10 protein-coding genes and 1 pseudogene are annotated in these 12,015 nt (G+C 69.9%); 5 read left to right on the forward strand and 6 right to left on the reverse strand.

What is annotated here, in order from left to right:
• Positions 1-67 precede the first annotated feature (67 nt).
• Positions 68-925: an EamA family transporter gene (locus JKG67_RS13475; RefSeq protein ID WP_307816561.1), complete on the reverse strand. Its 858-nt coding sequence runs from the start codon at positions 923-925 to the stop codon at positions 68-70.
• Positions 922-1,458 (reverse strand): PadR family transcriptional regulator, encoded by a 537-nt coding sequence (locus JKG67_RS13480; RefSeq protein ID WP_203337853.1) that lies wholly within the window; start codon positions 1,456-1,458, stop codon positions 922-924. The genes JKG67_RS13475 and JKG67_RS13480 overlap by 4 nt, the downstream gene beginning before the upstream one ends.
• Positions 1,459-1,510: 52 nt before the next feature.
• Here JKG67_RS13480 and JKG67_RS13485 point away from each other — a divergent pair, with 52 nt between their 5' ends.
• Together JKG67_RS13485 and JKG67_RS13490 are read left to right on the forward strand one after the other, a co-directional pair.
• A complete protein-coding gene (locus JKG67_RS13485; RefSeq protein WP_203337854.1) occupies positions 1,511-2,593 on the forward strand; it encodes a WD40/YVTN/BNR-like repeat-containing protein in 1,083 nt (360 codons plus the stop codon).
• Between the two features lie 131 nt (positions 2,594-2,724).
• Positions 2,725-3,801: a phosphotransferase family protein gene (locus JKG67_RS13490; protein WP_203337855.1), complete on the forward strand. Its 1,077-nt coding sequence runs from the start codon at positions 2,725-2,727 to the stop codon at positions 3,799-3,801.
• A gap of 157 nt (positions 3,802-3,958) precedes the next feature.
• On the opposite strand, the gene JKG67_RS13495 is transcribed toward JKG67_RS13490, so the two are convergent.
• Positions 3,959-6,508 (reverse strand): glycoside hydrolase family 65 protein, encoded by a 2,550-nt coding sequence (locus JKG67_RS13495; RefSeq protein WP_238998448.1) that lies wholly within the window; start codon positions 6,506-6,508, stop codon positions 3,959-3,961.
• Complete coding sequence (locus JKG67_RS13500) at positions 6,505-7,230, reverse strand: HAD family hydrolase (RefSeq protein WP_203337856.1); 726 nt, start codon at positions 7,228-7,230, stop codon at positions 6,505-6,507. Before JKG67_RS13500 ends, JKG67_RS13495 begins: the two co-directional genes overlap by 4 nt.
• Before the next feature lie 95 nt (positions 7,231-7,325).
• Here JKG67_RS13500 and JKG67_RS13505 point away from each other — a divergent pair, with 95 nt between their 5' ends.
• A complete protein-coding gene (locus tag JKG67_RS13505; RefSeq protein ID WP_203337857.1) occupies positions 7,326-7,784 on the forward strand; it encodes an SRPBCC family protein in 459 nt (152 codons plus the stop codon).
• A 2-nt stretch (positions 7,785-7,786) separates the two neighbouring features.
• Here JKG67_RS13505 and JKG67_RS13510 read toward each other — a convergent pair.
• Positions 7,787-8,077: pseudogene (locus tag JKG67_RS13510) on the reverse strand (DUF998 domain-containing protein); the annotation flags it as partial.
• A 118-nt stretch (positions 8,078-8,195) separates the two neighbouring features.
• On the opposite strand from JKG67_RS13510, the gene ilvD reads away from it, so the two are divergent.
• Positions 8,196-9,878: a dihydroxy-acid dehydratase gene (gene ilvD, locus JKG67_RS13515; protein ID WP_203337858.1), complete on the forward strand. Its 1,683-nt coding sequence runs from the start codon at positions 8,196-8,198 to the stop codon at positions 9,876-9,878.
• Here the strand turns inward: ilvD and JKG67_RS13520 are convergent.
• Positions 9,849-10,793 carry a LysR family transcriptional regulator gene (locus tag JKG67_RS13520; protein WP_203337859.1) on the reverse strand — a complete coding sequence of 315 codons (945 nt, stop codon included), beginning with the start codon at positions 10,791-10,793 and terminating at the stop codon, positions 9,849-9,851. The two genes, ilvD and JKG67_RS13520, sit on opposite strands and share 30 nt — an antisense overlap.
• 100 nt (positions 10,794-10,893) lie before the next feature.
• Here JKG67_RS13520 and JKG67_RS13525 point away from each other — a divergent pair, with 100 nt between their 5' ends.
• Positions 10,894-11,934: a 5'/3'-nucleotidase SurE gene (locus JKG67_RS13525; protein WP_203337860.1), complete on the forward strand. Its 1,041-nt coding sequence runs from the start codon at positions 10,894-10,896 to the stop codon at positions 11,932-11,934.
• The last annotated feature ends 81 nt before the right edge of the window (positions 11,935-12,015 follow it).

The raw sequence follows: 12,015 nt of genomic DNA on the forward strand, positions 1-12,015 counted from the left end.
GCCATGGCAGGGATTGTCCCCTACAACCATGCCCACCGACGGGATTGGCGACCGAGATCACGTCGCCTCAGTCCGGCGCCGGCTCGGTGTGCGGCGGCCGAGCACGGGTGGCGCCGATGCTGGCCGCGACCACACAGGCCAGCGCCAGCCACTGCAGCAGCGTGAGGAACTCGCCCAGCACCACGATCGCGGCCAGTGCCGCCGCAGCCGGCTCCAGGCTCATCAGGATGCCGAAAGTGGCCGGCGCCAGGGTGCGCAACGCCACCAGTTCGCAGGAGTAGGGGATCACCGAACTCAACAGCCCCACCAGCGCCCCCAGCATCAGGATCCGGGGGTCGAACAGGGTCGAACCGCCCGCGCTCAGGGCGAAGGGGACCAGCCCGACGGCGGCGATCACGCTGGCCGTGGCCAGCCCGTCCAATCCCGGCCAGCGACGCCCGGTGTCGGCGCTGAGCAGGATGTACGCCGCCCAGGCAGCCCCGGCGAGCAGGGCGAAGGCGACGCCGACCGGATCGAGTTCGGCGCGTTCGGCGCCCAGCAGCAGCACCCCGACGGCGGCCAGGCCCACCCAGGCCAGATCCCGGACCCGACGGGAGCCGAGGACGGCTACCGCCAACGGGCCGACGAACTCGATGGTGACCGCGATGCCCAACGGGATGCGGGCGAACGACTGATAGATCGCCCAGTTCATCACTCCGAGCGAGGCACCGAAGCCGAGCACCACCCACCAGTCCGCCCGGCTTCGGCCACGAAGTCGGGGGCGCACGATCAGGGTCAGCAACAGGGCGCTGGTGGCCAACCGCAACCACACCAGGGTGGTCGGCGTGACCTGACTGAACAGGTCCTTGGCGATCGCGGCGCCGAACTGGACCGAGGCGATCGCCAGCAGCACCAGCCAGATCGCGCGGACGTGGGACGGGTTCACTCCAGGCGCCGGATCAGGTCCAGGATCGTGTCGCGTTCATTCCCGTAGTGTGCCAAGCCCCAGTCCGCCACCAGCGCCGGGTGGTGGAACGCCTCGCCCGGAGCGTCGGCCCCACGCAGCGCCTCGCGGACCTCCTGCAGTGCCGCCAGCTGGTCGTCGAGCGCGACCACATGATCGCGCAGCATCTTCACGTTGGTCTCGACCGAGACCAGGTGGCCGATCAGCAACCGCAGCGCCACCGGGTGCTTGAGCACGCTGAAGCCGGCCGGCGTCTCCTCCAGCCAGGTGGTCAGGGCGGCGCGCCCGGCGTCGGTGATGGCGTACGTCGTACGGCCGTCGGCCTCGTGGGCGGTCACCAGGCCCCGACTGCTGAGCCGGGTCAGTTCCGAGTAGACCTGGCTCATCGCCGGGGAGACCCAGTAGAAGCGCAACGTCGAGTCCGCGCGCTGCTTCAACTCGTACCCGGTGAGTTCGTCGCCGAAGGTCAGCAGGCCGAGCAGTGCGTAGGAGGTGATCGGAAGGTCTTGACTCATGGTGGCAACAGACTACTGTTCCAATTAGGAACACAACAGGTGGGAGAGTGAGATGGCTGACACGGTGCTGATGATCGGGACCCGGAAGGGCCTCTGGTTGGCGAAGTCGGACGAGGCCCGGCGGAGCTGGGAGCTCGACGGCCCGCACTTCAACATGGAGGAGGTGTACTCCTGCCTGGTGGACACCCGCGGCGAGGTGCCTCGCCTCTATGCCGGCACCTCATCGCCGTGGACGGGGCCGCAGCTCGGCTACTCCGACGACCTGGGCAGCACCTGGCGAATCGCCGACGACGCGATCCGGTTCCCTGAGGACACTGAGGCATCGGTGGAACGGATCTGGCAACTGGCTGCCGGCGCCGAGCCCGACGTGCTCTGGGCGGGCACCGAACCCGGCGCGGTCTGGAGGTCCGACGACCGGGGGAGCAGCTTCACCCTGGAGCGGGCCCTGTGGGACCACCCGCACCGCACGGAGTGGGGGGAAGGCTTCGGCGGCCAGGCCTTCCACACCCTGCTTCCGCATCCGACGGACCCGACCTCACTGACAGCGGCGATCTCCTCCGGCGGCGTCTACCAGACCGTCGATGGCGGTGGATCCTGGACGGCCCGGAACAAGGGTGTCAGGGCCGAGTTCCTCCCCGAGGGAGAGCAGTTCCCCGAGTTCGGCCAGTGTGTGCACAAGATGGCGCGGCACCCCGCCCGGCCGGAGCGGATCTTCATGCAGAACCACGGCGGGGTGTACCGCTCCGACGATGAGGGAGGCAGTTGGACCTCGATCGCCGAGGGCTTGCCCGCCGACTTCGGCTTCCCGATCGCGGTGCACCCGCATCGGCCGGAGACGATCTATGTCTTCCCGCTGTCGGGGTCGGAGGGTCGGCACCCGACCGGGGGTCGGGCAGCGGTGTGGCGTTCCGACGACGCGGGGGAGTCCTGGCGTGAGCTCCGAGTCGGTCTTCCGGACAACTTCTACGTCGGGGTGATGCGGGACGCGATGTGCATCGATGAGCACCAGGTCCCCGGCGTGTACGTCGGCGCCCGCAACGGCACCGTCTGGGGATCGGCCGACGAGGGGGAGACCTGGTCCCAGGTCGCCGCGAACCTCCCCGACGTGATGGTGGTCCGCGCCGCCGCCCTCTGACCCTCCCTCCCGCCGAGTTGGGCCTTATCCGCGTCGAGATGGGCCTCATCCGCGTCGAGTTGGGCCCGATCCGCGCCGAGTTGGGCACTATCCGCGTCGAGTTGGGTCTTCCCCGTCACTAGGGTCGACCCATGACCAGGCACCACCGAGTCCTCACCGCGGCCGCTCGCGCGATCGGCGCGCCGGGCCTGCAGCTGGTGGAGGTCATCCGCGAGGGCACCCGCGCGGACGTCCTCCGCGCGGCCGAGGGCGACCGGACCGTCGTGATCAAGGCGCACCACGACCCGAACGGCACCTGGCGCCACGAGGCGGCGGGCCTCGACACGGCCCATGGGCTGGGCAGCCCCGAGTTGCTCGGAGTCAGTCACGACCTGCCCGTGTTGGTGATGCGAGACCTCGGTGGCGGCGAGTCGCTGGCGGACCGGCTGCTCGGCAAGGATCCGCAGGCCGCCGAGGAGGGTCTGCTCGGGTGGGCGCGGGGGCTTGCCGACCTGCACGCCGGCACGTCAGGGCGGTACGACGTACACACCGCACGTCTGGCCCAACTCGGGTCAACGACAGGGCTGCCTGAACACCTCTCCCTGCACCGGGGTTTGGCGGAGGTCGATCGACTCACACTCGAACATGGCCTGCCCAGGATGGCCACCCTCCACGAGGCTTGGACTGGGCTCACCGCCCCACTGCAGCAACCGGAGCATTGGGTGTTGAGTCCTGGTGACGCCTGCCCGGACAACAACCTGATCACGTCGGCCGGGGTTCGGCTGCTGGACTTCGAGTTCGCCGAGTTCCGGCACCCGGCCTGGGATGTCGCGTACCTCCGGGTCCCCTGGCCGAGTTGCTGGTGCGCGTGGGCACTGCCGGTCCCGATTGCCGATCGCGGCTGTGCGACGTACCGGGGAGCGGTCAGCAGCGCGCTGCCGTGGGTGGGCGGGCCGGAGTTCGACGACGCCCTCGGACGCGCCACCCTCGCCTTCTGCCTCGCCACCGCTGGCTGGTTCCTCGGCAACGCGTTGGCTGGCGGGCAGGCCGGTGGCGATGATGGGACCGAGCACCGTCCCGGACGACGGACCATGATCCTCAGCCGCCTGGCGGTCGCCGCTACTTCGCCCGCCGACGATGAGCTGGCGGCGTACGCCGGAGCCTTGGCCGCGGCGCTCACACGACGCTGGGGCGCCCATCCGTTGGCCATGGCGCCTGCATTCGCCTGACGGCACGAGGCCCAACTCGATGCGGATGGGGCCCAACTCGATGCGGATGGGGCCCAACTCGGCGCGGATGGGGCCCAACTCGGCGCGGATGGGGCCCAACTCGACGCGGATAAGGCCCAATTCGGGGGGGGGGAGAGAGGGATGGGTTAGTCGTGGGTTAGTCGTGGGTGCGGTCGTAGACCGGCCCGAGGGTCTCGACGGGGTTGGTGATCGCGCTCGGCTCCGGAACCCCAGCGGTGATCTTGGTGCCGTCGGCACGGCGGGCGCCGGTGGCCGGGGTCGACCCCAGGCCACTGGTCAGCATCGGCCCCTGATCGGTCAATGGCACTGTCACCGGCTCGCCCGGACGGACCAGATACGGCGTGCCGCGCACCAGCACGGGCACCTCACAGTCCGCACCGGTCTCGTCGACCTGCTCCGCAGCGAGCTCGAGGGCGCCGGCGGTCAGCCGGACCCGCAGCCTGGCTCCCCGCCACCGCACCGCGAAGGACAGCGACGGCCAGGAGGTCGGCAGTCGTGGATCGAAGCTCAGCCGACCGCCGTGGTCACGCATCCCGCCGAAGCCGAAGACCAGCGCGGACCACACACCCCCGGCGGAGGCGATGTGCAGGCCGTCGACGGTGTTGCGGTGCAGGTCCATCAGGTCCACGTGCAGGCAGGCGCGGAAGTACTTCAGTGCCGCCTCCTGATGTCCGACCTCGGCGGCGATGATCGACTGCACGACCGCCGAGAGCGTCGAGTCGCCGGTGGTGATCGGGTCGTAGTACTCGAAGTTGGCCCGCTTCTCCTCCAGAGTGAACCGATCCCCCTGCAACAGCATCGCCAGCACTACGTCGGCCTGCTTCAACACCTGGAACCGGTAGATCACCAGCGGGTGGTAGTGCATCAGCAGTGGTCGCAGCTCGGCCGGAGTGTGGGTCAGGTCCCACACCTCCCGATCCAGGAAATGCTCGTCCTGGGGGTGGATGCCCAACTCGGTCTCGTAGGGCACCGTCATCCCGGCGGCGCAGCGGCGCCACTCATCCACCTCGAGCGCCTGCAACTGCAGGCGCTCCACCATCTGCTGGTACGCCGTGGCGTCGAGGTCGCGGATCAGGTCCACCGCGGCGGCGGCGCGCTCGAGGTTGTAGCGGGCCATCACGTTGGTGAACAGGTTGTTGTTCACCACCGTGGTGTATTCGTCCGGCCCGGTGACGCCGTGGATGTGGAACGACTTCTCGCCGTTGGAGCGCCAGAACCCCAGCCCCGCCCACATCCGGGCGGTCTCGACCAGGATGTCGATGCCGTTGCGGATCAGGAACTCGGTGTCCCCGGTGGCGTCGACGTACTTGCTCAGCGCATAGGCGATGTCGGCGTTGATGTGGAACTGGGCCGTCCCCGCCGCGTAGTAGGCCGAGGCCTCCTCGCCGTTGATCGTCCGCCACGGGAAGAGCGCGCCGGTCTCGGCCAACTCCCGGGCCCGCCGGCGAGCGGCGGGCAGCATCCGGAACCGGAAGTGCAGCACGTTCCTGGCCAACTGCGGCTGGGTGTAGGTGAGGAACGGGGCGACATAGACCTCGGTGTCCCAGAAGTAGTGGCCCTCGTAGCCCGAGCCGCTGATCCCCTTGGCGGCCACTCCCTCGCGGTCCGCGCGCCCGGACGCCTGGGCCAACTGGAAGAGGTTGTACCGGATCGCCTGCTGCACCTCAGGCTGATCGGCGACGATCACGTCGGCGGTGTCCCAGAAGTCGGCGTACCACTGCTTCTGGTCCGCGCGGAGGCGGTCAGCGCCCTGGCGGCTGGCCCGGTCCAGGGTGCGCTCGCAGCGGTCCACGAGTTCACGCACCGGCACCCCGCGCGAGGTGTGGTAGGTGCAGAACTTGTCCAGGCGGACCGCGACGCCCTCCTGGGCATCGACCCGGAACGCCATCTTGGCCAGGTCCTCGGAGCAGCGGGTCACCACCTCGTAGGAGTTCTCGGTGATCAGCGCATGCTCGGCCGCGACCGCCAACGTCATCTGCGAGTTGGTGCACCGGTAGCCCAGCAGCATCCGGCCGTTCTCGATGGAGTGCCGCTGGGGCTGCAGCACTCGCCCGGTGAACCTGCTGGCCTTGCGCGGATCCATCCCCTCGCCCATGGCGGCCTCGGGCACGTGGTACTCGTCCTCGCCGTCCTGTCGGTTCAGGATCTGCGAGGAGATCACGATCGGGGCCGAGCCGCTCAACATCTCGACCTCGACCGAGAGCACGGCGAGGTGACGCTCGGTCATGGACACGATCCGGCGGGTGTCGACGCGGACCCGCTTGCCCGACGGGGTCCGCCAGATCAGGTTCCGGCGCAGTTCGCCGCTGGCGAAGTCGAGGACGCGCTCGTAGCGTTCCAGATCGGCGGTGCCGAGGTTCAACGGCTCGTCGTCGACGTAGATCTTCATCACCTTGACGTCGGGCACGTTGACGATGGTCTGCCCGGTGCGGGCGAAGCCGAACGCGTTCTCCGCGTGCCGGATCGGCCACGTCTCGTGGAAGCCGTTGATGAAGGTGCCGTGCGCGTGCGCGTCCCGACCCTCCTCGGGGTTGGCGCGCATCCCGAGGTAGCCGTTGGCGACCGTGAACAGGCTCTCGGTCAGCCCCAGGTCCTCCTCGTGGTACGACGTCTCGGTCAGCGCCCACTCGTCGATCGGGAACCGACTGCGGTCCATCGACTGCTCTCGCAGCGCAGCGAGGTTCATGCGGGCGCTCCGTCCACGAGTTCGGCGAGATCGGTGACCACCAGGTCGGCCCCGGCGGCGGTCAGGTCGGCGGCGCCGGCCCCCCGGTCGACCCCGATGACCAGGCCGAACCCGCCGTTGGCTCCAGCCCGAACCCCGGAGACCGCATCCTCGATCACCACCGAGCCGGTCACCGGCGCGCCCAGCTCCTCGGCGGCCAGCACGAACGTCTCGGGTGAGGGTTTGCCGGCCAGTCCACGGGCCACCGCGACCCGTCCGTCAACGATGGAGCCGAAGCGGTCCAGCAGCCCGGCGGCCTCGAGCACGGCCGGTGCGTTCGCCGACGAGGAGACCACCGCCAGGGGCATCCCCAGGGCGGCCAGGTGATCGAGCAGGGCCACCGACCCCGGGTACGCGACCACCCCGGTCGTGGCCAGCACCGCGTTGAAGGCCTCGTTCTTGCGGTTTCCGAGCCCGTGCACGCTCGGGACGTCGATGTCGTCCTCCGGGGTGCCCTCGGGCAGCGAGATGCCCCGGGACTCTAGGAAGTCCCGGACCCCGTCGTAGCGGGGTTTCCCGTCGACGTGAGCGAAGTAGTCGGCGTCGGTGTAGGGGTCGGGCAGACCCCGGGAGGTGAGGAACTCGGTGAACAGTTGCGACCAGGCGCGCATGTGCACCTCGGCGGTGGGCGTGATCACGCCGTCGAGGTCGAAGAGTGCCGCGTCGTACTGCTTCCAATCCACAGCACCAAGGCTAGGCCAGAAGTGCGCTGGGCTTGCATCCGACAGGCCCCTAGGCTGACAGGTGTCCCCTCCCGTCCCACGTCGAAGAGGTTGTCATGGCTGGTTTCTCCGTCTCTCGCTCGATCGTCATCGGCGCGCCGCCGGCAGCGGTGCATGCGCTGGTGGACGATCTCCGTGCCCACCAGCGCTGGTCACCCTGGCAGGAACTCGACCCGCAGATGGTCCAGGAGTACCTCGGGCCCGACTCCGGCGAGGGGGCGAAGATGACCTGGAGTGGCAATCGGCGGGCCGGTGCCGGCAGTCAGGAGATCCTCGCCTCGAGTCCGGACCGGGTCGAGATCGCGGTCCGCTTCCTCAAACCGTTCAGGTCCGAGTCCGTCTCCACGATCGCGATCACGCCGGCCGCCGACGGCACCGAGGTCACCTGGACGATGGTCGGTGAGAACACGGGCCTCGCCGCCGTGTTCATGAAGGTGTTCAGCATGGACAAGGCGATCGGCAAGGACTTCGAACGCGGCCTGGCCAAGTTGAAGGCGGTGGCCGAGGCAGGCTGAGGTCAGGGCATCAGGTGCACACAGAGCGCGCCGAGCCAACCGAGCCCGAGGATGAGGGCCCCGCGCTGGAACAGCCCGGTGTGCGCCGAGTCCTTCTCCCAGGCGGCCCCGAACCCGGCCACCAACACCATCACCACCGCGGCGGTGAGCCCGGAGCCGACCCGCCAGAGTGTCTCGTTGAGCGTGACCACGTGCACCAGCGGCACCAGCGGCAGCCCGGCGAACACGAGCATCCCGAAGAAGTCGTGGAGCCGGTGCGCCCAGGAGAACGTCTCCGGGTCCCGGTCCGGGGTCCCGGGTGGGTAGCCGCCCCGGCCGCACCGCCCGCCAACAGGATGCTCGACATCGGGTCACCTTAGCGAGGTGAGACACGCGTGCGGGGTGGAAGTACGGCGGACTACGCTCGTGCCCATGAGCGACACGCCGGACATCAAACCCCGCTCCCGCGACGTCACCGACGGCCTGGAGAAGGCTGCCGCCCGAGGCATGCTGCGGGCGGTCGGGATGGGGGACGAGGACTTCGCCAAGCCGCAGATCGGAGTGGCCTCGTCGTGGAACGAGATCACCCCGTGCAACCTGTCCCTGGACCGGTTGGCGAAGGCCGTGAAGAACGGCGTGCACGCCGGCGGTGGCTACCCGTTGGAGTTCGGCACCATCTCGGTCTCGGACGGCATCTCGATGGGCCACGAGGGGATGCACTTCTCGCTGGTGTCCCGCGAGGTGATCGCGGACTCGGTGGAGACGGTGATGATGGCCGAGCGGCTCGACGGGTCGGTGCTGCTGGCCGGCTGTGACAAGTCGCTGCCCGGGATGCTGATGGCCGCGGCCCGCCTCGACCTGGCCTCGGTCTTCCTGTACGCCGGGTCGATCATGCCCGGCAATGTCGACGGCCGCGATGTCACCATCATCGACGCCTTCGAGGCCGTGGGCGCGTGCCTGGCCGGCAAGATCACGCGTGAGGAGGTGGACCGCATCGAGCGGGCGATCTGCCCGGGCGAGGGCGCCTGTGGCGGCATGTACACCGCCAACACGATGGCCTCCATCGGCGAGGCCCTCGGGATGTCGCTGCCCGGCTCCGCAGCACCGCCGGCCGTGGACCGGCGCCGTGACGGCTTCGCGCACCGGTCCGGCGAGGCGGTCGTGGAGATGCTGCGCCGCGGCATCACCGCGCGACAGATCATGACCAAGGAGGCGTTCGAGAACGCGATCGCCGTCACCATGGCCCTAGGTGGCTCCACCAACGCGGTCCTGCACCTGCTGGCGATCGCTCGCGAGGCCGAGGTCGACCTCAGCCTGGACGACTTCAACCGGATCGGCGACAAGGTCCCGCACCTGGGCGACCTCAAGCCCTTCGGCAAGTACGTGATGAACGACGTCGACAAGATCGGCGGCATCCCGGTGGTGATGAAGCTGCTGCTCGACGCCGGACTGCTGCACGGTGACTGCCTCACCGTGACCGGCAAGACGATGGCACAGAACCTCGAGGAGATCGCCCCACCCGGCGTTGACGGCGACATCATCCATGGGCTTGACAAGCCGATCCATGCGACCGGTGGCCTGACCATCCTCAAGGGCACGCTCGCCCCCGAGGGCGCGGTGGTGAAGTCGGCCGGCTTCGACGAATCCGTCTTCACCGGCACCGCCCGCGTCTTCGACGGCGAGCGCGCCGCTCTCGACGCGCTCGCCGAGGGCCGGATCGTGGCCCGCGACGTCGTGGTGATCCGCTACGAGGGCCCCAAGGGCGGCCCTGGCATGCGGGAGATGCTCGCGATCACCGGTGCGATCAAGGGCGCCGGTCTGGGCAAGGACGTCCTGCTGGTCACCGACGGCCGGTTCTCCGGTGGCACCACCGGCCTGTGCGTGGGCCACATCGCCCCCGAGGCGGTCGACGCCGGCCCGATCGCGTTCGTGCGTGACGGCGACCCGATCACCCTCGACGTCGCCAACCGCACCCTCGAGCTCGGCGTCCCGGCCGAGGAACTCGAGGCGCGCAAGGAGGGCTGGGAGCCGCTGCCGCCGAAGTACACCCGGGGTGTGCTCGGCAAGTACGCCAAGACGGTGCAGTCAGCCGCGCACGGCGCCGTCACCGGCTGACCGGGCGCTGGTCGCCTGCGCATTGGCCGGGGTGAGCTCGGACCACTCCCGGAGTACGTCGAGCAGCAGCTCGGCGGCCGGTGATGCCTGGTCCCCCCGGTGCACGGCGAGCAGCTCCTGATACATCGGCGGGTCGAAGCCGCGGGCCACCACGCCGTCGAGGCGGGGCCGGATCAACTCGACGCTGTGCCAGATGCAGGAGGCGATGCCGTGCGCCACCGCAGCGAGCCAGGTGTGCCGGTCGTCGCTCTCCACAGCGACGACCGGGACCACCCCGACCACCCGGAAGAACTCGTCCAGCACCGCCCTTCGGTCCGAACCGGCCGCCGGCAGCACCAGCGGCACGCTGGCCAGGTCGGCGAAGGTGACCCGATCCGGCAGGTCGAGCCCGGCGGGGGAGTAGAGCATCACCTCGGTGCTGCCCAGGGACAGGTGCTCGACCGTCTCCAAGGGGCCGGGATCGTGGCCCCGGAGCATGCTGCGGTCGCAGAACCCCAGGTCGGCGCGGCCGGAGGCGACCCGGCGTACCACCTCGGCGGTGTCGGTGCAGCCCAGCAGTCGGCTGCGCACTGTCGCGCCCTGCTGCCGCAGCGCCGCCAGTTGCGGGATGACCAGGGACGCCTGCAGGGTCGGTGACGCCGCGATCACCAGCTCCGAGCCGTGGGCACGGTCGTCCTCGCGCAGGGTGGCGATGCTGCGCAGCACCTGCCGGGCCCGGAGCACGAACCACTCGCCGTCGCCGGTGAGTTCGACGCCGCGACCCTTCTTGGCGAAGAGGGTGCGCCCCAACTCGCCCTCCAGGGCGCGGATCGCCCGGCTGAGTGCCGGTTGGGCCACGAACAGCTCTTCAGCGGCCGCGGTCATGCTGCCCGTCTCCGCGGTGGCGACCACGTAGCGCAGCTGCTGGATGTTCATGCGCCTCCGGGGGTCATTCATGCCCAACGGGTCTTGGACGCCCGGTGAGCCGGACACCCACAGTAGTGACTCGGATCACAGTCAACCAAGGAGTGTCCACATGCACACATTCGCCGTACGCCGACTCCGCGCTGCCGTCGCCGTGGTGGCGGCCGCAGGGCTCGCCGCCATCCTGCTGGTCACCCCCTCGTCGGGAGCCGCGGCTCCGATCGGCTCCGGCCAGGACCTGAGCGGGCTGCGGGTGCTGCTCACCAACGACGACAGCGCCCAGGGGCGCGACCTGCACTACGGCACCGACGGCAAGGGCCTCTATGAACTGCGCCGGGCGCTGTGCGCTGCCGGTGCCGACGTGTTGGTGGTCGCACCCTGGGGTCAGCAGAGTGGTGCCAGTGTCAGCATCACCACGCCCGGCTTCAGCCCGGTCGCGCTGACGGTTCAGCCGGTCACCCCACCGGCCGGCTATGCCGAGGACTGCGACGCCGACGCGCCCGACGTGTTCGGTGTCTGCGTCTCGGCAACGGCCTGCACGTCTGGCTCGCGCTCGGCCACCCCGTCGGATGCGGTGCGGGTCGGAGTCACCCGGTTCGCGATGGCGCACTGGGGCGCCGGGCCCGACGTGGTCCTGTCCGGCGTGAACTTCGGACAGAACGTCGGCACCATGGCGAACCACTCGGGCACCGTCGGCGCAGTGATCACCGCGCGCGAGCTCGGCGTCTCCGGGATCGCGTTGAGTGCCGAGGTCCCGATCAGCGACCTGAGCCAGCTCACCAATGTCCCGTTCACCCAGACCGCGGAGTTCACGGTCAAGCTGATCGCGGAGCTGGTCCGCCAGCAGCGGCTCGACGACCTGGTGACGCTGAACGTGAACCACCCCTTCGTCGGTGCCGGTGAGAGCCTCGGCCGTCCGGTGGCTGCGGTGCTCGGCGGGTCGACCGACCTTGCCCTGACCCTGACCGGCGACGTGCCTGCCTCGGGTGGCACCTACCAGCTGCAGTTCCAGGCGGCCGACGAGGAGCCGCTGCGCGACGCCGACACCACCGCCCTGGGGCGCAAGGACATCCCGATCACGCTGCTGGACGGGGACTGGACGGTGACCGGGAACCGCGGCCACGTCACCTCGCTGGTGGCGGCGCTGCGCTGAGATCGACGCCCACCGGGAGCGGCCGCCGAGGCCGCTCCCGGTGGCCGCGGTGGTGGACAGCGGGTGTGACCCCTGTCACCA

Source organism: Nocardioides limicola, from assembly GCF_016827675.1.
Taxonomy (GTDB): Bacteria; Actinomycetota; Actinomycetes; order Propionibacteriales; family Nocardioidaceae; genus Nocardioides; species Nocardioides limicola.